Below are 21,671 nucleotides of genomic sequence, written 5' to 3' on the forward strand. Positions count from 1 at the left end.
CGATGTTCAACTCGTGGGCACGGATGCGTATAATGTGGCGGATACATAATCGAGCAGGGAGCGCCGCATGATTTGCAGTAGTGCAGGATCAGGGTTCGAGTGCGTAATGACAATGGTCGCGGGCAACGCTCGCACGTGCGGCGCCGGCAAGGCGACGGATGGGACGGGGCCTGCACGATGACGCAAAAAAACGCGCCGAAGGCGCCGATCCTCGCGCTCGACCTCGAAAAGTTCCGCGTGAAGTACGGTCTGTCGATCAGTTCCGCGTGCGAGATTTTCGGTTTGCAGCGAGCCAAGTGGACCGCGCTTCAGAAAAGTCCCTCCGCGGTATTGTCGGACAATACCGTATGCATTTTATTGGACTTTTACGAACGTAATCCCTCCACGATTCCGATCCGGCGCGTGATCAACATCCGGCAGCACATGATCGACCTGGGCTACGATCCCGACAATCCCACGGACAAAGCGTTGTTCGCGACGACGCATGGTCGCGAGAAGGCCGCGTCGTATCGATGGGATGGCGGTCAAGGCGGAATCAGCAAGCCGGTCGAGCGGCTCATCGAGGCGACCGATCGCTTGCCGACCGAGTCGGGCAAGAAGAAGCGGCAGATCCTCGAGGCGATCGCCCGCGACGTGGCGACGAGACAGGGCATACGCGACCCGCTGGCGCGGGGTTCATGGCGCAAGGATGACTAGACGAGGAGCGAATGATAAAGGCTAAGCGTCCAGGCATCGACGTGAGCGTGGTGGTGTTCCATAAGCCGGGCAATTTGCCGTCCACGCTGAATGTCTCTGAGATCTCAGTGCCGCTGGCTCGCCGGATACCGGGATACATCACCGGGCTGTCCGGACATCAGCGCATGGAGAGCATGATGTACGCTCGGCAATACGCCGATGCGAAGCGGCTCGAGATGATCGTCGTCGATTTGCTCGTCGGCTTCGAGTTGCCGCTCTATCCGAAAGTGCTGCCGCCCGAACTCGTGAAAGATCACGACGTTTTGAATCTGTTCCGGGCCTCGAAGGAATTGATTGCATGGATTGCCGAGTATTGGCAGCAATGGGTTGTCGAGGACGAAGGGCCGCGTGCGAAAACGCGCTATGAGTGGACGCGGGCAGCCGATTTCGTCGCGCGGCGGCCCGATTTGCTGCCGCGCTTGCTTGAACTCGAGCCGTTTCAGCACATTCATTTGGTCACGCATCCCGTCATTACGGGCTATCACGACAAGCCCTTGACCGCGACGTCGTTTCGCGTCGGGTATCCGCTCATCGAACGCGCCACGGCGCGTTTTCATCCGGATATCGAGATCGTCGTTTAGGGCGGCGGCACCCGCTATACCGGTGCCCCGGCATTCCGATGATGTACGGGGCTATCCATGCATGAGGGAGCTAGCCTGCGGGCGATCTCCAATACTGCGAGCGCGAACATCACTTGTTTTCGGTTGTTTGATTGCGTATGATTAGGTCGATACGAAATATGTTCGAGCATGCATCATGCGCCGTTGCGGCGCCATAAAACATATCGAGGCGCGTATGGAAAACACATTGCAGGCGAGTGGAGCGGCAGAGGGCATGCGACGCGAGGCGGGCGGGGTCGAACTTACCGCAGCCGGGCGATTGCTCATCGTGGCGCTGATTGCCGCGGTAGGGTTCGGCTGTTGGCTTACGTATCAGCGTTACGACGCGGGCAAGGCGCCGGGTGCGCCCGTTCGTGCGGGCTCCGCTCATACGCCGTCCAATCCTGCGATCAGTGCCGGCGGCGGCACGAGTGGCGCAAGCATTGGAAGCGAATCGGCCGTATCGAAGCTCGCGCAACTAACCGATACCCTGCAACAGGAGCGGGCGGTGCGCAGCGCGCAAGAGACGGCATGGCGCGCGATGGCCGATACAAGCCGGCAGCAGCTTGCGGTGCTGTCATCGCAACTGCAGGCCGTCGAGTCGAAAATCTCCGCATTGGAGCGCACCGCGCCGGTTCCGCGGGCGCCTCGCGAAGAGGTCGCGGATATAGCGGCGAGTGCGCGCGCCGTGCGCGCCGCGATGGAGTCGGCTAAGAGCACCGCACAGGTGGACGTAGCGTCTTTGCCGGTGGAAACCGCAACCGCACAATCGTTGAACCTGACTGGACTCGGCAATGGCGTCGTTCAACTTGGAACGCAAAAGCTCGCTGTCGGCCAGGCATTGACGCCCGGCGAAACGATCGTCGCGGTCGACCCGGTCAGCCGGTCGATTGTCACGAATCGACGCATTCTCAATGTTACGAACTGAGGTCCCGATGAACGAACCCGGCTTACTCGTGCGCGTCGCGCTTGGCATCGGCTTGGCGAAACGTACTGTGCCCGCGGCCCGCTTGCACTCGGTGAACGATGCGCCTGCGGATGCGGCGGCATCCCCGCCGATGAAACGGCCACAAGCGATCTCGACGTCCCAGGCGCCTCACATGCCTCCGTCCGCGCAAGCAGCCGAGCGCACTCAGTCGAGCGGATCGGCGCCCCGATCGGAGCGCCTTGCCGCGTCGCGGCCGGCTCAAGCGGCGAGCAACGCGGCACCGAAGCCGCAGCAGTCCCTGGGCGATGGGTTGCCAACGCGTGGCAAGTCCACCGATATCGGCACTGTAATGCCGGCTGCGGCGCAATTGAACGGCGATCTCGAGATTGAGGAAAGCATTGTTCTGCAATGCGTCGTGCGGGGCAATGTGACGCAGACTGGCGATCACCAAGTGGTACTTACGGCGACCGGCGGCATCCATGGCGTCCTACGGGCGCATACCGCCGTGATCGGCGGAACAGTCGAAGGCGATGTGTATGCGGACCGCGTCGTGTTGCTCGAAACGGGCCTAGTTCACGGCAACATCGAATATTCGACGATCGCCATCAAGGAAGGCGCGACCGTCAATGGAATTCTGATGCGAGTCGTACCGAACGTCGTCGGAACAGGCGAGCGCGATGCACAGGAAGAAGCGGGGCGGAGCGACCCGCCGGGCTTACGCGCGGTGGGAGCTTCCGTCGATGCTCGCGAACGTGCGGCTTGACGATGCATCTTCGAACTACGTTGACGTATTGGGGGGCGCTCGCGGTTTGGAGCATCTGCTGTGCGGTGCTATCCCAATGGCATTTTCAACACATGCTCGTCATATGCGAGCAAGTCGAGGCGCTCTATCACGGTATGGCCGACGACGCCACGGTTTCGCTCGTCATGCGCACCTTTGTCGTGGTCCTTTGGGCCGCAGGCGCTGGGGTACTCACGATATGTTGGCAGGTCTTCGGGCTGGCGCGTTGCGATTCAGGGCGATGAAACGTTTGCGCCTTGGATACACGGAAGTTTTCTTCGTGGTCCTGATTGTTACGACTGCTCTCGCCCGGCTAATCGACGCGTGGCCTGCATCGACGCACGAGATCGATGCATTGAAAGCGCTGGCTGCGACGAACGGTGCGGCGCGCTCGTTCGTCGCAAGCAGCCTATCGGCGGACGATAGCCCCACCACGAAGCAGGTGAGGCAATGGCGCGCGCGGGTCGAGGCAATCGAAGGCACTAGGGTGCGCGGCGTTGTGAACGCATCGAGCCGCTGGGCACGCGGCGTGGCGCAGGGCCCGGAGACCGGCGCCCAATTCAGATAGAGGCTTATACATGGCATTGGACGACAACATCGATGCGGTTCGGGATTTGCACGATTCCGGCGCGCATGCGGCTCGCTTGTTGGAGTACTTGAGAATTGGCGTGCTGCCGAGCCGAGAAAACATTGCGCACGCGCAGCAGTGGCTGGTTACCGCAACGGACAAATTGGCGCCGGTGCTTGAGCAGGCGGAAACCGATCGTACGTCGCAGCGCTTCCAACCCGGGCCGAAGGGCTGACGGATGGCGATTCGCGCGAGATTCAACCCTATAGAGGAATGCTTTATGGGCATGCACAAAATCGCCAGCGTCGTGGCGATCGCTATGATCGCCGTGACCATGTCCGAGCCGGTGTCGGCTCAATGCGCGATGGAAAGCCAAATGCAGGCGGCGCAGCAGGCCGAGCAGGCTAGGCGTTTGGCGGCGATCAATGCGAATGCCCAAACGCTCGCATTGCTCAACCAACTCGAGACCGCGTGTATGCAGGGGTTTCAAATGATCCCCACGGAGCATCTTCCCGACGGCCAGATCGTGTTCGGCCTGCTCACCGCCATCGAGCAAAAGACTTGTCAGGGTCTTGCGAATCAAGCGCGATCGACGGCGCAGTCGGCCATGGCTGCGGCGCAGGCGCAGGTTCAACAGCAGATCGACAACATCACGGCAAGCGTCGGTAAAGGCACTGGGGGTAACGGCATGCTCGCGCAGCAGGCGGCCGCATCGAACGGCGCCGGCTGGGGCTCGGCGGTGGTGAACGCGATGTCGAGGATCTTCAAATGAAAAAGGGAATAGGAGCGTCCGCTGTCCTGTGCCTTGCGTTTGGACTATCCGCCAGTGCGAACGCGTATGCCGTTTGCGACGGATGCGTCGTCGCGGCTGTGACTCAGGCGAACATCGCCATTGTCGGCGCGATCGGTTCGCTCGGAAGCGCGCTGGAGTACGAACTCAATTCTATCGATAGCGATATCGAGGCGATCGGCGGGAAAAATTCCGCCACCAGTTCGATGGCCGCAAATACGCAGCGCGAGATGACAGCTCAAGCACAGCAGCAAGGTGAAATAGATTCGACGCTTCAACAAACGGAGTTGCCGCTCGATCCTTGCGCCACCTCTACGAGCAACTACGCGATGCAGGCGGTCCATAGCGTCAACACGACTGCGTCGAGTTACCGGCCCGGGGGGAGCGCTCCGGTATCTAGCGCGCCGTTGCAGAAGGCGTTGAACAGTTCGGCACCCTCCATCGAGGCGTCGCGGCGCGCATCCACTTCGATTCATGAGTCATCCTATTGCAACGCGAACGAGATCGCGTTGGGGTATCCGGGATGCTCGTCTTCGTCGATGCCCGATGGCGATGCGAGCGCCGACTCTCTGTATAGCGGCGCGGGTATGCCGGGCAAGGATGTCGATTTGACGTTTACGCCGCAGCAGATCGAGGCGGCGCGCGCGTACGAGCGAATGTCGATCGATCCCGAGCCGCCGCAATACATTACGCGGGCGGAGGCGGGAACGGAGGTCGGCAAGCTGTACATCGCGATGCAGAAGGCGTATATGGCGAACGTGACGTCGGCCCAGAATACGTTGAACAATATGATTGCGTCGCGCGCGCCGTTCCCCGGCAGCGCTCAGCTTATTAACGACATCAACGCGTCCTCTGATTCGGCGCAGCGGTATTTCAACGCAAATGCTTCTCCCGTCGCCAAGAGCACAAGGACGATGAGTCTGGCGGAACTCGAGGACTTCGAAGCCGGCCGGCGCTGGCGCAATCCTTACTGGCAGATCGAAATGGGTGCCGTGGCCGATCCGACCAAGCTGGCGCGCGAGCAGCTTTACACGATAGCGTTTATGGCCGATATGGCCTATCAAAGCTACCAACGATCGCAGCACATGGAGGTGCTGCTCAGCCAGATTCTTGCAGTGATGGAACGTACCGGCGAGCGGCCGATGCTCGAGGCGCAGCTTCAGCGTGTCCATGCGACCAATGCGAGGTAAACGGAAGGGACGATTCAGTGGAAGCATGTCGCAATGGTTGCGGCTGCGGACGTGACGTCCTGTTCGGGGAAAAATAGCGCATGGATGCCATTGTTGGGTACTTAATTGCGCTGGTCCTATCGATGACCGGCGTGTCGGCATTTGCGACGTGGGCAAGGATCGGTGTGACGAACGTGAAGACGGCTGCTACCGCCAGTCAAATGGTCATTTTCGATCAGGCTGCGCAGCAATACGTTCACGTCAATGCCTCGACGCTCGCGACGCAGGCGACATTGAACAAGCCGGTCACGTTGCACGTCTCTGACTTGGTCGACTATCTTCCAGCCGGTTTTTCGGCGACGAATCCGTTTGGTCAGGTCTGGCAACTGCAGGTGCTGCTGTCGCCAAAAGGGCAGTTGCAACCGCTGGTTACGTCGCAAAACGGTGTGTCTATCTCCGATACGAAGCAATTGGTACAGATCGCTGCTCAAGCGGGAGCGGCAGGCGGGTTCGTGCCGTATGCGAATCAAGCGGGCGATGCGAGCATGAACCCGGCGTTTGCCGTCGGGGCTTACGGCGGATGGAGATTGCCCCTCGTGAATTACACCAACCCGGGGAGCGGCCACCTCGCTTCCTTGCTGGCCGTCACAGATCCGCAGGCGTCGAACAACGATTATCTCTATCGGGTAGCGGTGCCCGGGCAGCCGGCGCTCAATCAGATGGAGACGGCGATCGACATGAACACGAACGACATTGTCAATGCCGGAAACGTCGCTGCCCAGGGCGTGACGGTGCAAAATCCGAGCGGACAGTCCACCGTAAATGTCGGGGCAGGTTCTGTGTCTTACAGCAATGCCACGCAACAATTGTCGCTGACGGCCGCGAGTGGTGTGCAAATCACGAACCCCGCGGGAGTACCAGCGCAGCTCACGGCGGGGGACATTACGGGCGGGACTCTGCGTCCGACGACATTGGCGACGCCGGGCAGTCTGTGTCAGTATCCGGGCACGATGGCGACCTCCAGTATCGGTCCGTTGTTTTGTGAGGTTAGTCCAATATCGGGGCAAGCCGCTTGGTGGGCGACTAGTCTCTCTTGGCCGGGAGGATATGAGACAAAAAGCAACTGCGGCGCTTCCAATCTTTCGGTTCCGATCCCGGCCGGGGCCACCTCATATCAGTTGACCGCTACAGGGGTTTGCGCGGCCTCCGGCGGCACGGCGTGCGAACTGTTGATCAACGGACGAGGGCAATTTACTAGCGGGGCAGGCGGTCCGTTCAATCAGTCGGTTTCCTCGGGTTGGTCGCCGAACGCCGCGGAAATGGCGAGTGGAGTCGTGAAGATTTCGGTGCGGTCGATCGACACGGGCGGGAACGTGCAATGTCTAGCGACGTATGCGCGCAGCGACATTACTTGGTTCCTCGAGCAGTAGCGGGGAGCGTTAGTGAGGTATCTAAATCGTACGGTGAAGGGCGGACTGGCATGAGGACCGTTCGGCACCAAGAAAAACGCGTGACGCGGAGCATGGCGGTGACCCTCTATGCGGGCGACCTGGACGCGGGACACTACGGCATAGGGTGCTAAAGGATGGACGCCATTGTTGGGTACATGATTGCGCTCACGCTATCGATGATGGCGGTAGCGGGCTTTACGACCTGGGCACGCCAGGGCGTCGCGAATGTGGTGACTGCAGCAACCGCTAGTCAGATGGTGATTTTCGATAGGGCGGCGCAGCAGTATGTGCAAGACCATGCCGCTGATCTTGCCATCGGCGCGACTGCGACCACACCCGTGACGGTGACCGCAGGGATGTTAGGGCAATACTTGCCGAACGGTTTTTCCGCAAAAAATCCATTTGGACAGATCTGGCAATTGCAGGTGTTGCAGCCGTCCCCAGGACAACTGCAACCGCTCGTGACATCACAGCTAGGGAGGCCCATAACGGACACGAAGCAACTCGTGCAGATCGCCGCGCAAGCCGGGGCGGCGGGCGGGTTCGTGCCCTATGCAAATCAAGGTGGCGATGCCGCGATGAATCCCACCAAGGCCAGCGGCGCTTACGGTGGTTGGTCGGTTCCTCTTGGCTCCTACACGAACCCCGGCAGTGGTCACTTGGCATCGCTACTTGCGTTTACGAACCCACAGTCGATGAACAACTATCTGTATCGTGTAGCGGTACCGACTCAGCCGCAGCTCAATCAAATGCAGACCGCGTTGGACATGGGCTCGCATGACGTGAACAATGCCGACAATGTCACGGCGTCGGGCGTGAGCATTCAAAACCCGAATGGCAACTCTACACTCTTGCTCGGTCAGCAGGCGTCCGTCGCAGGCAACGACGCATATCAGCAGATCTACATGCACGCCAATAACGGTGTCGTAGTGACCAATGCGGCCGGCAATGCTTACGAAGGAATCACTTCCGGTTGGGCGAACGTACAAAACGCCAATCATTTCCCGACAATCACGTTGGGCAATTCGTCGATCGCCAATGACGATGCCCATCAGCAACTGACGTTGCACGCCGACGGTCAAACCGTCGTGACCAACAATGCGGGGACGGCTTACGCACCGTTCATTGCGGGCAGCGTGACCAGTACCGGTGACATGAGTAGCGGAGGCAACGTGGTTGTCAATGGAAACATCTCCGGTAAGGGCGTCGTCAACGGGGGGTACTTGCAGCCGACCGCGCTCGCTGTGGCGGGTACTACCTGCACGAACAGTGGTGAGATTGCAAATTCCGGGAATGGTCCGCTGTTCTGCCAGTCTGGTGTTTGGCAAACTGCCGGGGGGCCGCGCATCCATTTTGACCAAGTCACGTATCAATACGTCGGGGACGGTGGCACCTGCCCGCCCAATACAGTCGCAATTGGTGCGGGCGGTTGGTACATGACATACACAGCCGGCTACCTGTATTGCGCTCAATACTATTGAGCGGACAACGTCTAGGAGGCGAGCAATCGTTCAATGATACGGTACGTATCGCTTTCGAAGTCGGTTGACCACGCTTTTCTATGGGCGTATCGTGCGTATCATACGGAACTTTAAATATCCAGCTGTTCTGTTTGGATGAATCGCTGCGCTGGACTGGTTCGAATTCCGACGATCCGTGGGCAACGTTTACGCAGGAGGTGCAGTGGTTCATGAGAGCAAAATGAGCGGCCTCCGGCCCGGTGCGCGCTTCGACGATCGTTTCCCCGTAGAGCTGATTCACAAGCTCACGCTTGTCGACGAAGGGCAAGCGCTCAGGACCCTCTATGTCATCAACGGTGTGATCGTCTATAGCGGACTGGTTGAACGCCTATTTTGGGAGCAGCGCTCGCTCGTCGCGCAATCGTTCATCGAGGGCTCTACGTTGACGTTCAGCGACATGGGCGGCGCAGGTCTGCAATATAAGATCGCGGACGTGATGCGGATTACGCGCGCACCGCGATATGTCGAATGGCTCGAGCAAATCGATGCGCTCGCTCGTACGCAGTGGAACGAGCACCACTATGCGAGGCGAACGGGTGCGCACACACCGGGCGACTCCTGGATCGAGTCGTATCTCGAAGGGTTGACGCCGAGCGATGCTTGGGAAATTGAAAAGCGCGCTGCCTTGGCAGTAGACGGGAATGCGTCGGCCTTGGCTGTCAGTGCGGCCCATGCGCTTCGGCGTGACTATGCGTTGCCAAGCGTTTTTATGCGCTAAACTCGCGCGATTTCAATCGATTTCCATTACACGACTGGGGGCCAAGTGAAGTTGCGTCAAATTGGAGTTTTGCTCGCGATGACAGGAGTACTGTGCATGACGAATGCGACGGCGGCGAATGCCGGGAATCCACCGGAGCCCAAGCTCGAGCGAACCATTTCGCTGGGGCACGCACCGCTATTGGGGTTGGGGACTTTGGCCGGGAAGTTCGCTCCTATCGTCAAGAAGATGAGCTTCAGTCCGGACGGACGTTTTCTGGGATTGGTGGTGACGACGAGCGAGAGCCCGACCGATATCGTCGTTTGGGACGTGAAAGCCAATAAGGAACAGGCGCGCATTCATTTCGATCAGGTTTACGCCAATATGCCTTGGGAAAAGCTTCTATGGCTCCAAGGCGGTAAAATCGTGACGTTCGGCGCTCAGTGGCAGTGGGATGCCATGACAGGCAAAGCACTTCCCGATAATCCGGCTACCGGCGGGATGGCTCGGCTCAATAAGGATGGGACGAAGATGCTGACGGTGTCGGGCACCATCGGCGATCCCTCTATGATCCACGTCTATGACACGAGGACGTGGGCGGAGCGGAAGATCGATCTCGAAGGCTTGCAAGTCGGTGGTGCGGTATGGACTGCTGATGACAAGATTCTCGCCCTGGTTAGCGAGACCGCCGATTCTCGTGGGAAGGTGGCGAACGGACACCACGTCAAACCATATGACACCGCAATTAGACTGATTGACCCTACGGGCGGCGCGCCAACACGCGATGTCTGGTTTGCCGGAGAAAAGACGGGCGATCCGACGATGCCGTTGAAAACGGCGCTTCCTGTTGAGACCGATATGGAACCGAGCTTCGCGACCAATCAGGTGTTCCTCTATTCTGGGGAGGTAATCGACAGTTCAACACTGGCGGTCCGGCCTTTCTGGGATGAGGATACCGGCGGAATTACCGTTAGCCCGGATGGGCACTGGTTGTTTTCGAAAGGAATGACTTCTGTCGACCCCAAGCTCAAACCTGTGCTCAATGCAGTTGTAGACACCACAACAGGAAAGGCGATAACGCATTTTACCGGTGGCATGGAGCATCTGGGCGGCATCGCTGCTAGCCCTGATGGTAAATGGCTTGCTATCGGCGATGAGAACGCTGTCTATTTATATAGACTTAATTAAAGACCAATATTAAAAACGGGGAGTCCGCATATGAGTCAGTCGAAGCCGTCCGCAACGGTCGAAGACATGCTGACTGCCGATGTTGCTGCCTACGGAGACCCGGGAGGTCCGCAACTAGGTAGTCAGTGGACGCCACTGCCGCTCGAGCGTTTCAGTGACGCGAAGCTTAGACGCGCGATGGACCGCTTCGGCTACTCGGGACGAATCTACGCTGATGTGAAGACTGGAGAAGTGATCATCGCCAACCGGGGTACGCAAAACCGAGCTAACTTCAAGTCGGACGTGGGCGTCGCGATGGGGATGGTGGCGGACGCACAGTCTACGGCAGACGAATTTGCGAGGCGAGGACTGATAGCGGCGCAGCGATTCTTGTCGGACCACGGCGTCAAAATGAGCGCGATATACACCACAGGGCATTCGCTCGGCGGCGCGGAAGCCGAGGGGCAAGCGCAGATGCTTAGCATAGAAAACGGCCCGCATGCGCTTCCGCCTGACGTTCACATCACCAATTTCTCGATCGATGCCCCCGGGGTTGGCTATCGCGCACACCGAGGAGACCGGAGCCGATACACGAGCTACAACCTGTCCGCGCAGGGCGATGTCGTTCACAAGGCCGGCGGCGATCAGTTGGAGGGTACCGTTCAAGTATCGCTGCCCATCGGTCCTGGAATCATGCAAACCGAGGGCAAGATGATCGCCGGTGCGGCTATCGCGGTGGAATTGCCGTCGGTTGGCGTGCCGATACTGGCCGACGGTGCTAAGCAAGCGCTGGACGCGCATAGAAGCACGCTGATTCTGAACCAAGTAAGTGGTACCGCGCTAGCAAGCACGAAGGTCACTGAACTGGGGACATCGGCGGGCGATATCCTAGCGGCATTCAAAACGAAGTCGAACCAGGCGCAACCCACTTCAGTGCAAGCGCAATCGAATGCCGATGCTGCGACCGAAAAACACGCGGCGGCAATCGGTGTCGATCACCGCGATATTTGGGGGCTCGATACGAAGGGGAACATCGACCCCGCTGCGCTGAACGGCTGTACGAAGCAGGACTATACCGAGCGATGGCTCGACCTGAACGGATTTGAGTCGAAGCCTCGGATGCAGCACAAGAATGGGTAGGGGATTCGGCGAAGTTCACCCATAAGGTAATCAAAAAAAGGCAGAAAGTGAAGGTCCGAAATTTTTTTGCTTCGAGTTGTCTCGTCGTTGCCGGAGCGATGCTGCTGGGAGGGTGTGCTATTGGCACGGATACGCCGGTGCACGCGTTCGACTTCGATGTACGCGATGACAGCCCTGGTGTCGAGGTGATGGACTACCAGTACGGCGCGTCGCGCTTGCCGGGAGTGCGTCCGCCGGCGGATGCGTTGGCGCATGACCAGGTGCCGCAGCAAACCGATGTCGATGGGGCGATGCGTCGCGGGGACTTCTTGTACGTGAAATGGCGGATTCAATCGACAGGAAAGGTGTACGAAGATCGGGTGGATTTGCGCAGTCGCCTGCCTAGCAATCTTGATCATTGCCGGATCCATTTCGCAATCGATGGCCGCCAGTTGTATGTATATCTTATTTCACCCGAGAAAGTGACGGGGCTATGCCCAGACGACCCCGGTGAGGCGTACAAGCGAACGGCTCCTTATAAACAAATACTTATCACGTACTGTTTCAAAAAAATAACACAGATATATCCGAATTAAAAAAGGTTTTGCGAGGTGACCCATGAGTGTAAGCGAAACCCTAGCGTCAGACGATGTCGCGCGTGCGCGGCAACAGGGAGAGTCAATTGCCGTCAGCGGTAGGTTAACCTCTGGTTTGAATCGATTCGTGTTTTTTTCGGCATTTGACGGGACAAACAACGATAAGAGCGACGTAAAGCTATCGGGTAACCCACAAAACACAAATGTCGCCCAATTGTTCGATCAAGTCGATAAAGCTTCCAAGCTTACTGAAGGATTAAGGACGAGTTATTTTCCCGGCCCCGGAACCCGAGGTTCCCGAGCTGGATCGGCATGGTTCGGCCCAGAAGTCACGGCCCAGATAGTCGATACTGCACAGCGAGCTTATGCGCAATTCTGCGCAGAGGCGAGCAAATGGCTTGACAGGCACCCCAACGGTTCGGTCACCGCCATGATGACAAGCTTCAGCCGTGGTAGCGCTTCTGCTGCAATCTTCTCCCAACTTCTATGGGAGCACGGTTTAGTCGATCCGAAAACCGGCAAAACATTGATCCCTCCCGGCGAAGTCGGCGTCACTGCCGGCCTCATCTACGATCCCGTCGACACCGGCGTCAGCGGCAATCTCGCCTTCGCGCCAAACGTGCGCAACATCACGGTGGTACGTTCCCTCGACGAGCACCGCACTGAATTTAGAGGCGCCGACTACACCGGTCAGCCCGGCGTTACGGTCTTGCCGTTCACCGGCAACCATTGCGATGTCGGTGGAGGCTACGACAACGGCCTAGGTGCTCTATCCCTGGAAGCGGGGACTGCATTTTTTCGCAACTCAGGGCTACCGATCGCGGACGTGGCAGAAGCCCGCAGATTCGATCCGACGCAACCGGTAGTCATCCATACGGAAGGCGTAGACGACCACGGGCGCAGACAATGGTCTGAGGACGCCTTGCATGGCTACGGCGTTCCCCGCTTGAATGAACGCGTGGTGACTGCGGCTATGATCCAAGAGAAAAGCGCTAACAGCCAGACTACGCGCTTCACGGATTTCAACGGGACGCACGTAACGTTGACCACTCGCCCGGACGGCGGCTACACAGAGCGCATGACCACGCGTGACGGGCATACGGTAGATACGTCGAGTAACAACCGAGCGCCGGTGCAGACCAATACCGACTCAGCAATTGGTCACTCACCTTCATCCGAAACTGCCGGCGAATTCAATATCTATGGCATCGACACTAAGGGCAATATTCATCCGTCGCTGATCAATGGTGCGAAAGGCGCCAACGAGGCGTACGTGAAGCAATGGTGCGATGAGAGGGGCTACCGCGAGGCGCCTTCCCGCTCGTTCAAGAATGCGGGATGACCGGCACGCCGCGATCCTCGCGGCGGCTCCGTCCCAGCGGCGCTCTCCTGGCGCACGACTCTCCTGTCACTGAGCGCAGATCGCATGCGCGATGCACGTACCGCTATTACCCTCGTTGCAGTAATACCCATTCCCCGACGGCGCGCAGGTTCGAGGCGAGATTTCTCGTCCGTCTCCACCGCGGAACATGTCGCAACTCCCGCCCGTTAGCGTATAGCCGGCCGGGCACGAGACTGTTGCCGACGGTTGCCAGCTTCCCGAACTTACGGCGACCGTCGTGATCGTGCCGGCCGCAGTCCAATAGCCGTACTCGCAAAATACGGCGGTGCCGGCGTCAGACCTTCCAATCATAAAATTCTGTCCACAGGGAAGGCCCTGTGTTGCACCACCATTGATTTGGACATATTGATCCGCGATCACTTGGCCGTTGAATTCATTGCTGTTGAAGTTGCTAACCATCTTACCGCTGTTGTCGAAGCCGCCAGCATCGAGATAGAGTGTGGCTCCACCCTTTGGCTGAATGAAAATATCTCCGTCGCTGGTCAGTCCCGCTTGAGTCAGCGCAGTCTGAGTACCGTGCAGCCCCCCCGCCGGTGAAGTCGATGTGACTGCGCCAGTCGCATTGATTGTTCCGTTTGCCAAGACCGCGCCCGAGTACAACGGCTGCGGATTGCCGGCGCTATCCGCCAGCACGGTACCGCCCGGTGCGTTCACATAGAGCTGATTTGCCCCCGCGAAGTAAGAAAGCGACGCATTGCCGACCGTGACGGTCGACGCTCCAACGTTGCCGGCATTGTTGATGTTATTCGACGCCATATCCAGCGCCGTCTTCATCTGGTTCAACTGAGGCTGACCTGGCACCGCCACTCGGTACAAATAGTCGTTATTGGCTTGTGAATCGGTGAACGCGAGCAGCGAGGCCAGGTGCCCGCTACCGGGATTTCCATAGTTCGCCAGCGGCAGGCTCCAGCCGCCGTATGCACCAACGGCGTTACCTGTATTCATCGTCGTGTCACCGGCCTGATTCGGGTAAGGCACGAAGCCGCCTTGCGCACCCGCTTGCGCGGCGATTTGCACGAGTTGCTTGGTGTCGGAAATCGCCCTGCCCTGTCGCGAGGTGACGAGCGCTTGCAATTGTCCGCTTCCCGTTTGGAGGACCTGCAATTGCCATATTTGACCGAAAGGATTGATGAAGGAGAATCCTTGCGGCAGATAGGGCTTCAACTGAGCCGCGGGAACCGGATATGGCGCGTTCGTAGAGGCCACGGACAGCAGAAAGCTTGCATTTTCCTGCACGTACTGCTGAGCGGCCTTATCGAATACGAGCATCTGACCGGCCGTGGCGGCCGATTGCACATTGGAAACGCCGAGCTTCGCCCAAGTAGCGAAGCCGGCAACGCCCATCATCGATAGCGTCAACGCGATGATGTATCCAAGCAGAGCGTCCATGGCGCGTCCTCAAGGCGTAATCTGAACCCATTCGAGCAGGTCGCCCGCGGGGACCGTCGCCGGTATCGCCACGGTCTGCCCCGTGGCGACCATGACGCCTTGCCCTACGGCCGGCACCCGATACCACGCTTCGCTCCCCTGCGTATCGGTCATCAGTTGCGCGGCTTCGCCCGGCTTCGATGCCGCAAACGCATAGACGTTGCGCGCGCCTCCCGCCGCGGGCGTCGTCATACAAACCGCGCCTTGCGGTATTACCGCTCCGACGGGCAATGTGGTGAGCGGCAAATTTTGGCTAATCGTCCCGGGGTTCTTGGTCGCCTCGTCGAGGCAGGCCGCGCCATACGTCTGCATGCGCTGAGAGGCCACCATGGCGGCGTTCATCATCTGCCCGGCCTTGCCTGCGCCCGTGACGGCTTGCGCGAGCTGGTCCATCTGCATGCCGAGGCCGATAAAGAACAATACGACCATGATGGGGAGTACGAGAAAGCCCATTAGATTCTTCCCGCTTCGACTGTCGCACTGACGATTCGGCGTTGCCGGTCGATTTCCGACGACAACTGAGAAAAATCGCCTTTGCGCAGGGTGGCGCGGATCGCCGTCTCGTTTGTCGCGCCCGAAATCACAAGCGGGGTGACGGTCAGCATGCGGCGTTCGGTACCGCCGTAGCTGGCCATCCGCATGCTTTGATGGATCACGGCGCACAGCGCGTCCGCCAAGAAGCTCACATCGAGGCCCGATTCCCGAACCATGTTTTTCATGCGTTCAAGCGCCGTTTGTACATCGTTCGCATGCAGCGTCGACGACACGAGGTGTCCGCTCGTCCCCGCGAGCACCGCCTGGGCCGCAGCCTCGCGCGTGCGGATTTCGCCGAGCATGATGAGATTGGGCGCGGCGCGCAGGAGGCGATGGATCGTCGTACCGAATTCGGCGTCGCTGTGCACTTCCGTTTGATAGCACGTGCCGACGATCGGCCCCGCGCCATGGCGCCCTTGCAAGACGATTTCGACGGGGTTTTCGACGGTGCACGCGGTACCGCCGAACTTGCGCAATCGCTCGATCATCCACGATGCCTGGCTCATGGACTTCCCGTCGCCCGTCGCGCCTGTCCATAGAACGAGGCCCCCTTTGCCGAAATGCTCGGAAAGCATCGCATCGAGCAGGCGCGGCGGATAGCCGAGCTTGTCGTAATCGATCGGACGGTCGAGCAGTCGGCGACAAATATAAACGTCGCCTTCCAGCGTTTCGATCCGCTGGACGCGTAGGCCGATGCCGTCCCAGTCGGCCCGGAAATCGAGGCCCGTTCGATGCTCCTGCAACCGGCGTCGCAGCTCGAGCGTTTCTTCGAGCATGACTTCGCCCAGTACGCGGCGCTCCCGGTCGCTGGGGCTCGTTTTAAACCAAGCGCCGTCCGGTTCCAGATACAGATCGGAAAAGGGCAGTCCTCTCAGAGACTGGCCTTGCATGAACTGCCCTTCAGCCATGGCGCACCTCGTGACTCGTAGCGCAGGCGAACTTCGTCATTGGAACGTCAGAACGATCGCCAACCCGGCGGTGCAAGCTTGCGCCGCGGATACGGCGTCCGGCTGGACCGCTTGCGTAAACGTCGTGCCGCCGCCGACCTGCAGCGAGACGTAATCCTTCAGGCTGGTAATGACGCTCGCGCATTGCTCCACCGTTTCTGACCCGCCACCGCCGAATGTGATGGTGCCTTCGGTACTGCCGGCCGCGTTGCCGAGCTGCACGGCATTGCCCCACGCGTCGGTCACACCCGCCGCGCGGACCATATCCGAAGGAATGACGCCGGCTGTAACGAGCGCGTTCGCGTTGTTCGTCGTGAAGTTCGTATAGCCGTTGCTGTTCTGCGAAAACTGCGAGCGTGCGTTCGTGACAATTTGCGTGATATCGGTCGAAATCGTACTGCTCTTGTTCGCCGCAAAAGCCTTGTAACCCGCCAAACCCACACCTGCCAGTGCGAGCAGGCCCAGCACGATCGCGACGACACGCCCTAAAATCCCATCCATCAGTAACTCCTATTAGTCAAAAATTGCACGCGCCGGTCACATCGTTCCCATGGAGGAAGCGAGAATCGAGGAAATGGCGTTGGTGCCGAGTTGCAACACAAAAAACGCGGCGAACATGAGCCCCGAAAACAAGGCCGAAATCACGACGCCCTGAAACATCAAGCGCCGTTCGAGCGTCTCGGCATACTGGCGAGCGACGACTTCGATTTTTTCCGGGAAATCGGGGAAGCCCACGTAGGCACCGATTTCGTCGATCAGGTCGAGCGAGGGGAATTCATAGCCGGAGCGGCGCATCGCGGCATCCATCTTCAATCCGTTTTTCAAGCCGCCGTAGATCGGTCGCAGCCGCGAGGCCTGCCAGGCCGACGATGTAAAAATTTGTCCCGCCAGCGCCTCGGTATCGGGTACGCCCGCGCGCAATAGCGCGGCGAACGAAAGCAGCCAGGCAAAGCCGACAATTTCGCGGTAGACCGAAAAGGCAAGGATGTATTTGTCGAAGAAGGCTCGGCCGGGCACGCTTTGCTGTCCGGTCCAGCGCGGCAGTGCCCACCAGGTCAGCGCCCCGGCGATCACGATAAGCATCAACACGATCGGGCCGGTCCATCCCGTCGCCGCTTGTCCCATGACGTAGAGCGCGTAGGCCCATCCCGTCCATTTCGACACGGGTACGGCAGCCGAGAATTGCGGCACGATATAGGCGCCGATCACGAATAGAACGGCGTATAGGGAAAACAAATACATCGTGGGCGCGAAGAAGCTCGCTTGCAGTTTGCGCCGCATCCGCGCGGTTCTTTCCCGAACGTCGAGAATAAGCCGCATCGCGTTCGGCAACTGGCCCGTCTTCTCACCCGATGCGAGTACGCTACGCTCGAGGTCGGTTAGGCTAATTTGCATCGCGCGCATCAACGTTTCGCCGTCGATCACTTTCCGCCAGACGCGATGCGCGGCCTCCGCAGCTTGCTTTCGGCCGCGCCGGCGCAAGCGGTCGCGGAAATCCTCGAGAATTTCCGTGAGCGTCCTGCCGTTGTCCATTTGGCTCGCCGCCTGTTCGTAAAGCCTTTTTCGAAGGCTCCAGGACAACCCCACGGTCATAATGCCTCCATCTTCGATTCGAGTTTGTGGACGTTGCGATGAACGTCGAGCGGATCGACGCGGCCCGCGAACACGAGATCGATCGCATTGGCGAGCATCGATTTGTCGGAGCCTTCTTTGCGGCGATGATTGCGCCGCGCGACGAGTAGTCCGTGCGTTAGAAAGTCGGTCATGAAGGCTTCATCGGTGACGACGATTTCGGCGACGGCCTGTCGGCCGCGGATCTTGTCGCCGTGACACGTTTGACACCCTGCGCCGCGCACGCGCACTTGCGACAGGTCCCCCCATGTGCGCAGCGCATCGACCATATAGGCGGGCAGCGATTCAGGCGCATCGGCGAGCGGCACGCTGCAATCCGGGCAGAGGACGGGCACGACGCGCTGCGCCACCATGCCGACGATGAGTTCGTGGTCGCAGAGCTGGGCACGGGCCAGACGCTCGCGGTCGAGCATCTCGAGCCGCGGGATGGACTTGTAGGCGTCGGTCACGTGCAGCGTGGTCCAAACGAAGTGGCCTGTCATCGCGGCCTGCAACGCGGCAACCGCTTCATCGGCGGCGCGAATCTCGCCTAGCAGAATGATGTCCGGGTCCATCCGCAACGTCATCCGCACCATGTCACGAAAGTCCTCGCCGTTGGCTGCCAAGGAAATGGCCCATGGCTGCGGATATTCAGGCGGATCTTCGATCGTGATTTGGCGCGCTTCGGGGAAGATCTGTGCTTGGTACTTCATGAGCTTGAACAACGTCGTGGTCTTGCCGCTGCCGGTCGGCCCGGTGACGATCACGATTCCCATCGGCAGGCGCACGAGCCGTTCGCACAATTCGAGTTGCAGCGGCGTCAGACCTTCGACGTCGAAGGCGCCCTCGGGACGAGACGGTGTGCGCAGATCGATCGGCCGCGCGGCAGCCGGCGACAAGGAACGGTCGCGGCCATACTGCAAGCGCGCCACCATGAAGCTGCAGCCCGCTTCCAGCGGATACATCGGACCACGAATGATCCGGACGCTCGACAGGCCCGTGTCCGGCAGCGCATCGCCGTGAATCTGGGCATCTTGGAACGTGCGCGGGTTGTAGGTCGATTGTTTGACCGTCGCGAGCCCCGTATAGATCGCGCGGACCAGCGCTTCGCCTTCCTCGCGGCGCATCGTGAAATTCTTCGCGACCTTGTAGTCGCCCTTTAGGCGAATTTGCACTTCGGCATACTTCTCGCGCACGAGCACGCACATGTCGCTGGCACCCATCGCGGCGCTATCGACGAAGATGCGGCGAGCGAGGCTCAGCGTCATCAGATCCGCTTCGTCTTGAGCTCCCCGGCCCGATTGAGCCTGGCGTAGCGCTTCGAGGTCTTGGGCCGAGACTTTATGCACCTTCGGCACGACGCCTTTGCGCGAGAGGTCGCCGAGCCAGGTTAGGAACGGCGGCGTACCCGAATGCCTTGCGTCCACGTGAATCTCGAGCGACTGCGCATCGAGAATTTGCTGAACCTGTTCCTGCGTCAACAAGCCCGCGCGAATGGCGAGATCGCCGAGACGGCCGCCCGCTTTCTCCTGCGCGTTCAGCAGGCGAGTGAGCTGACTTTGCGAGAGTAAGCCGAGGTCGATCGCAACGCGGCCGAACCGTCGTCCCATCGTCGCCCGATAGACGACGTGCGGCTGCAGACCGACCGGGGGCAGCGGCAGCGGGGCGGGTTCGTCGAACGTCTGTAGTGCCATGGCCGCCCGGGCGTCCGCGGACGAATCCGCGACGAACGTAGGCTTGCGAAAGCGTTCGGATATACGCATCAGAGTTGTCCTTCTCGCGAGGGCTGCGCGCCCATGGCAGGTAGGGGATGCGGGACCGTTTGCGCGGGCAATCGGTCGAGCGTATAGAGCGCCATGGACAGCGCCCAGCGGCGAGAGGCTGCCGTCCAGGCAAGCGCTTCGACCCGCAGGCCGGGCACGCTATCGAATGCCGGCCCCAGCCCGCTCCAAGGGGGAATGCGCTCCGCGATCGAGGCCGAAAGGCGTTGCCAGGGATCGGGGACGGCTTGAGCACCGTTCTCGCCCGGTGCGATCGGTCTGGGCACCGTAGGGGGATCGATCGTCAGAGCGAATCCGTAGCGTTGCGCTAGTGTCCAAAGTGCCCGGCGTGCGGCCGGCTGGAGGTCAGCACGTGGGGACGGTGCGGCGAACGCAACCTGGTGTTGGATATCTTCGGCCGAGCTTCGGGCATCGGATGAAAGTTTGCCTGGCGCGTTTGCCGCCAGCCCGCCCGCGCTCACCCACCCACGGTGGATATCGATACCGTGCGGCTGGGCTCTGCATTCCCAACTCGAGAGCATCCACCCGTCGCGCGCGAGCGGTTGCTCTCTCCATGCATCGCGGCAAGCGTCGAATACGGACGACGGCATAGCCGTTTGCGTCCAAGGCAGAATGTGGGCCTGCGCATTGTCGCGCGCATGTAGCGCGGCGGCGATTGCGCGCTGCCGTTTGGCCTCGGCTTCCCGTTCCTTCTCGAGCTGATTCTCGCGATAGAACCAAGCCCCGCCGCCTGCCGCTCCGATCACCAGCAAGACGGACGAGGCCACGGCAACGTTGACCCACGGCCGACGCTGTAGATCGCGCAGGACGAGGTGCTTCGGCGTCGACAGCGCCATCTCGGCCAGGTCGTCGAGCGTGCCCTCGGCTTCTTCCCAATCGCCAAGCGTCAAATGCTGTTCGCGCACGCGCAGCAGATCGTCGAGCTTGCCGATCTGATCGCCCTCGGGGATGACTTCCTGTCCATCGCGAACGGCGATGTACCAATAGCGGTCCTCGCCGAGCTTGTACAAGCCCATCCAAGGTTGCGGCCGCTGCTCCGCCACGATGGTTGCGAGCGCCTTTACCTTCGAGGGGGCGCTCGCTCCCGCGATCGGTTCGCAGAAGCCGACCTGAACCGAGCCGGCGATCGTCCTGCGCACAAGGCCCCAGCGCCCCTTTTCCATCGATAACGCTCGAAGCTCGGCCGCTCTCGGGATCTTGTCTTCGTGCCGCCACGAAAGGCCGGCTGCGAACGTGCCCTTGACGCCGGGAAGCGTGATGAGTTCCGCCACCTCAGACCCTCAGAACGACGACGCGCTTGCCGTGTGCGAGCGTCACGCTCGACTCGGTGATGCTGGTGACTTTCCACCCGCCCTCGATGGTCTCGCCCGGACGAACCGATACGGTGCGTCCGTCTATCGTGAGGACTGCCTGATATCGACCGTCGAAGCCGCTGATGGAGACGGCTTGCATTCCCGGTTTGTCGGCCGATCCGCTGGTCGCGCTGCTCGACCCGCTCTGCGAGGTCGATGCTGGAGCGGGAGTGCCGCCCCACGCGTTCATCGGCGAGGGCATACCCTGTGCCAAACCCGAAGGAGCGGTGCCCCCGTTCTCGATCTGCGCTTTTAGTTTGGCGATTTCAGCCTTAGCTTCGAGAATCGGAATCTGCGCTTGCAAGTTGGCGAGTTCTTCCGCGGGCGACGCCTCGCTCGACGGCGTTTGGCTCTTCGCCGCGCTCGCTGCCTGCGCTTGGAGCTGTGGTTGTCCCAACGCTTGGGCGCCGGCGGCCAGCGGGGCAAGGCAAGCGGCGATCGACGCTATGACGATCGCGGCCGAGGTGAATGGAGATGTTCTCGACATGGGTGGCTC

Annotated in this window: 24 protein-coding genes; 16 read left to right on the plus strand and 8 right to left on the minus strand. The window is 60.1% G+C overall.

Going from position 1 to position 21,671, the window contains the following annotated elements:
* Positions 1–177 precede the first annotated feature (177 nt).
* From DXT59_RS18880 to DXT59_RS18955, 16 genes are all read left to right on the plus strand, one after another.
* Positions 178–696: a hypothetical protein gene (locus tag DXT59_RS18880; protein WP_162878138.1), complete on the plus strand. Its 519-nt coding sequence runs from the start codon at positions 178–180 to the stop codon at positions 694–696.
* A gap of 11 nt (positions 697–707) precedes the next feature.
* On the plus strand, positions 708–1,316 hold the full coding sequence (locus DXT59_RS18885) for a hypothetical protein (RefSeq protein WP_162878139.1): 609 nt from the start codon (positions 708–710) through the stop codon (positions 1,314–1,316).
* A 214-nt stretch (positions 1,317–1,530) separates the two neighbouring features.
* The gene (locus tag DXT59_RS18890) at positions 1,531–2,262 is read left to right on the plus strand and encodes a hypothetical protein (protein WP_116138390.1); all 732 of its coding nucleotides are present in this window, start codon (positions 1,531–1,533) and stop codon (positions 2,260–2,262) included.
* A 7-nt stretch (positions 2,263–2,269) separates the two neighbouring features.
* Positions 2,270–3,025: a bactofilin family protein gene (locus DXT59_RS18895; protein WP_162878140.1), complete on the plus strand. Its 756-nt coding sequence runs from the start codon at positions 2,270–2,272 to the stop codon at positions 3,023–3,025.
* A gap of 2 nt (positions 3,026–3,027) precedes the next feature.
* Positions 3,028–3,288 carry a hypothetical protein gene (locus tag DXT59_RS18900; RefSeq protein ID WP_116138392.1) on the plus strand — a complete coding sequence of 87 codons (261 nt, stop codon included), beginning with the start codon at positions 3,028–3,030 and terminating at the stop codon, positions 3,286–3,288.
* 35 nt (positions 3,289–3,323) lie between these two features.
* Complete coding sequence (locus tag DXT59_RS18905) at positions 3,324–3,611, plus strand: hypothetical protein (protein ID WP_162878141.1); 288 nt, start codon at positions 3,324–3,326, stop codon at positions 3,609–3,611.
* A gap of 10 nt (positions 3,612–3,621) precedes the next feature.
* The gene (locus DXT59_RS18910) at positions 3,622–3,846 is read left to right on the plus strand and encodes a hypothetical protein (protein ID WP_116138394.1); all 225 of its coding nucleotides are present in this window, start codon (positions 3,622–3,624) and stop codon (positions 3,844–3,846) included.
* A gap of 45 nt (positions 3,847–3,891) precedes the next feature.
* Positions 3,892–4,383 (plus strand): hypothetical protein, encoded by a 492-nt coding sequence (locus tag DXT59_RS18915; RefSeq protein WP_116138395.1) that lies wholly within the window; start codon positions 3,892–3,894, stop codon positions 4,381–4,383.
* Positions 4,380–5,591: a conjugal transfer protein TraW gene (gene traW / locus DXT59_RS18920; protein WP_162878142.1), complete on the plus strand. Its 1,212-nt coding sequence runs from the start codon at positions 4,380–4,382 to the stop codon at positions 5,589–5,591. The genes DXT59_RS18915 and traW overlap by 4 nt, the downstream gene beginning before the upstream one ends.
* An 80-nt stretch (positions 5,592–5,671) precedes the next feature.
* The gene (gene pilV, locus DXT59_RS18925; RefSeq protein ID WP_116138397.1) at positions 5,672–7,000 is read left to right on the plus strand and encodes a shufflon system plasmid conjugative transfer pilus tip adhesin PilV; all 1,329 of its coding nucleotides are present in this window, start codon (positions 5,672–5,674) and stop codon (positions 6,998–7,000) included.
* Positions 7,001–7,155: 155 nt separating this feature from the next.
* On the plus strand, positions 7,156–8,502 hold the full coding sequence (gene pilV, locus DXT59_RS18930) for a shufflon system plasmid conjugative transfer pilus tip adhesin PilV (protein ID WP_116138398.1): 1,347 nt from the start codon (positions 7,156–7,158) through the stop codon (positions 8,500–8,502).
* A gap of 220 nt (positions 8,503–8,722) precedes the next feature.
* Positions 8,723–9,259 carry a hypothetical protein gene (locus DXT59_RS18935; protein WP_116138399.1) on the plus strand — a complete coding sequence of 179 codons (537 nt, stop codon included), beginning with the start codon at positions 8,723–8,725 and terminating at the stop codon, positions 9,257–9,259.
* Positions 9,260–9,355: 96 nt separating this feature from the next.
* On the plus strand, positions 9,356–10,426 hold the full coding sequence (locus tag DXT59_RS18940; protein WP_162878143.1) for a WD40 repeat domain-containing protein: 1,071 nt from the start codon (positions 9,356–9,358) through the stop codon (positions 10,424–10,426).
* Between the two features lie 30 nt (positions 10,427–10,456).
* Positions 10,457–11,545: an alpha/beta hydrolase family protein gene (locus DXT59_RS18945; RefSeq protein ID WP_162878144.1), complete on the plus strand. Its 1,089-nt coding sequence runs from the start codon at positions 10,457–10,459 to the stop codon at positions 11,543–11,545.
* 137 nt (positions 11,546–11,682) lie between these two features.
* On the plus strand, positions 11,683–12,120 hold the full coding sequence (locus tag DXT59_RS18950) for a hypothetical protein (RefSeq protein ID WP_162878145.1): 438 nt from the start codon (positions 11,683–11,685) through the stop codon (positions 12,118–12,120).
* Between the two features lie 22 nt (positions 12,121–12,142).
* Complete coding sequence (locus DXT59_RS18955; protein WP_116138403.1) at positions 12,143–13,462, plus strand: phospholipase effector Tle1 domain-containing protein; 1,320 nt, start codon at positions 12,143–12,145, stop codon at positions 13,460–13,462.
* A 66-nt stretch (positions 13,463–13,528) separates the two neighbouring features.
* Here DXT59_RS18955 and pilV (DXT59_RS18960) read toward each other — a convergent pair whose 3' ends face one another.
* Genes pilV (DXT59_RS18960) through pilP form a run of 8 tightly spaced genes read right to left on the minus strand, consistent with a single transcriptional unit; the run spans position 13,529 to position 21,662 of the window.
* On the minus strand, positions 13,529–14,911 hold the full coding sequence (gene pilV / locus DXT59_RS18960) for a shufflon system plasmid conjugative transfer pilus tip adhesin PilV (protein WP_116138404.1): 1,383 nt from the start codon (positions 14,909–14,911) through the stop codon (positions 13,529–13,531).
* A 9-nt stretch (positions 14,912–14,920) separates the two neighbouring features.
* Complete coding sequence (locus tag DXT59_RS18965; protein ID WP_116138405.1) at positions 14,921–15,403, minus strand: hypothetical protein; 483 nt, start codon at positions 15,401–15,403, stop codon at positions 14,921–14,923.
* Positions 15,403–16,392: an ATPase, T2SS/T4P/T4SS family gene (locus DXT59_RS18970; RefSeq protein WP_116138406.1), complete on the minus strand. Its 990-nt coding sequence runs from the start codon at positions 16,390–16,392 to the stop codon at positions 15,403–15,405. Before DXT59_RS18970 ends, DXT59_RS18965 begins: the two co-directional genes overlap by 1 nt.
* 36 nt (positions 16,393–16,428) lie before the next feature.
* Positions 16,429–16,932: a type 4 pilus major pilin gene (locus DXT59_RS18975; protein ID WP_116138407.1), complete on the minus strand. Its 504-nt coding sequence runs from the start codon at positions 16,930–16,932 to the stop codon at positions 16,429–16,431.
* A gap of 36 nt (positions 16,933–16,968) precedes the next feature.
* Positions 16,969–18,024 (minus strand): type II secretion system F family protein, encoded by a 1,056-nt coding sequence (locus DXT59_RS18980; protein ID WP_116138408.1) that lies wholly within the window; start codon positions 18,022–18,024, stop codon positions 16,969–16,971.
* On the minus strand, positions 18,021–19,805 hold the full coding sequence (locus tag DXT59_RS18985) for a GspE/PulE family protein (protein ID WP_116138409.1): 1,785 nt from the start codon (positions 19,803–19,805) through the stop codon (positions 18,021–18,023). Before DXT59_RS18985 ends, DXT59_RS18980 begins: the two co-directional genes overlap by 4 nt.
* Positions 19,805–21,094, minus strand: a complete 1,290-nt coding sequence (gene pilO2 / locus DXT59_RS18990; RefSeq protein ID WP_116138410.1) for a type 4b pilus protein PilO2 — start codon at positions 21,092–21,094, stop codon at positions 19,805–19,807. Before pilO2 ends, DXT59_RS18985 begins: the two co-directional genes overlap by 1 nt.
* Before the next feature lies 1 nt (position 21,095).
* The gene (pilP, locus tag DXT59_RS18995; RefSeq protein ID WP_116138411.1) at positions 21,096–21,662 is read right to left on the minus strand and encodes a type IV pilus biogenesis protein PilP; all 567 of its coding nucleotides are present in this window, start codon (positions 21,660–21,662) and stop codon (positions 21,096–21,098) included.
* Positions 21,663–21,671 lie beyond the last annotated feature (9 nt).

The sequence above is a fragment of the Trinickia diaoshuihuensis genome (genome assembly GCF_003390925.1).
Taxonomy (GTDB): domain Bacteria; phylum Pseudomonadota; class Gammaproteobacteria; order Burkholderiales; family Burkholderiaceae; genus Trinickia; species Trinickia diaoshuihuensis.

What these genes read in the sequence shown, in the direction of transcription:
- DXT59_RS18880 (WP_162878138.1), top strand. Translation starts at nt 178, where the DNA reads ATGACGCAAAAAAACGCGCCGAAGGCGCCGATCCTCGCGCTCGACCTC.
- DXT59_RS18885 (WP_162878139.1), top strand. Translation starts at nt 708, where the DNA reads ATGATAAAGGCTAAGCGTCCAGGCATCGACGTGAGCGTGGTGGTGTTC.
- DXT59_RS18890 (WP_116138390.1), top strand. Translation starts at nt 1,531, where the DNA reads ATGGAAAACACATTGCAGGCGAGTGGAGCGGCAGAGGGCATGCGACGC.
- DXT59_RS18895 (WP_162878140.1), top strand. Translation starts at nt 2,270, where the DNA reads ATGAACGAACCCGGCTTACTCGTGCGCGTCGCGCTTGGCATCGGCTTG.
- DXT59_RS18900 (WP_116138392.1), top strand. Translation starts at nt 3,028, where the DNA reads ATGCATCTTCGAACTACGTTGACGTATTGGGGGGCGCTCGCGGTTTGG.
- DXT59_RS18910 (WP_116138394.1), top strand. Translation starts at nt 3,622, where the DNA reads ATGGCATTGGACGACAACATCGATGCGGTTCGGGATTTGCACGATTCC.
- DXT59_RS18915 (WP_116138395.1), top strand. Translation starts at nt 3,892, where the DNA reads ATGGGCATGCACAAAATCGCCAGCGTCGTGGCGATCGCTATGATCGCC.
- traW (WP_162878142.1), top strand. Translation starts at nt 4,380, where the DNA reads ATGAAAAAGGGAATAGGAGCGTCCGCTGTCCTGTGCCTTGCGTTTGGA.
- pilV (WP_116138397.1), top strand. Translation starts at nt 5,672, where the DNA reads ATGGATGCCATTGTTGGGTACTTAATTGCGCTGGTCCTATCGATGACC.
- pilV (WP_116138398.1), top strand. Translation starts at nt 7,156, where the DNA reads ATGGACGCCATTGTTGGGTACATGATTGCGCTCACGCTATCGATGATG.
- DXT59_RS18935 (WP_116138399.1), top strand. Translation starts at nt 8,723, where the DNA reads ATGAGCGGCCTCCGGCCCGGTGCGCGCTTCGACGATCGTTTCCCCGTA.
- DXT59_RS18940 (WP_162878143.1), top strand. Translation starts at nt 9,356, where the DNA reads ATGACGAATGCGACGGCGGCGAATGCCGGGAATCCACCGGAGCCCAAG.
- DXT59_RS18945 (WP_162878144.1), top strand. Translation starts at nt 10,457, where the DNA reads ATGAGTCAGTCGAAGCCGTCCGCAACGGTCGAAGACATGCTGACTGCC.
- DXT59_RS18955 (WP_116138403.1), top strand. Translation starts at nt 12,143, where the DNA reads ATGAGTGTAAGCGAAACCCTAGCGTCAGACGATGTCGCGCGTGCGCGG.
- pilV (WP_116138404.1), bottom strand. Translation starts at nt 14,911, where the DNA reads ATGGACGCTCTGCTTGGATACATCATCGCGTTGACGCTATCGATGATG.
- DXT59_RS18965 (WP_116138405.1), bottom strand. Translation starts at nt 15,403, where the DNA reads ATGGGCTTTCTCGTACTCCCCATCATGGTCGTATTGTTCTTTATCGGC.
- DXT59_RS18970 (WP_116138406.1), bottom strand. Translation starts at nt 16,392, where the DNA reads ATGGCTGAAGGGCAGTTCATGCAAGGCCAGTCTCTGAGAGGACTGCCC.
- DXT59_RS18975 (WP_116138407.1), bottom strand. Translation starts at nt 16,932, where the DNA reads ATGGATGGGATTTTAGGGCGTGTCGTCGCGATCGTGCTGGGCCTGCTC.
- DXT59_RS18980 (WP_116138408.1), bottom strand. Translation starts at nt 18,024, where the DNA reads ATGACCGTGGGGTTGTCCTGGAGCCTTCGAAAAAGGCTTTACGAACAG.
- DXT59_RS18985 (WP_116138409.1), bottom strand. Translation starts at nt 19,805, where the DNA reads ATGCGTATATCCGAACGCTTTCGCAAGCCTACGTTCGTCGCGGATTCG.
- pilP (WP_116138411.1), bottom strand. Translation starts at nt 21,662, where the DNA reads ATGTCGAGAACATCTCCATTCACCTCGGCCGCGATCGTCATAGCGTCG.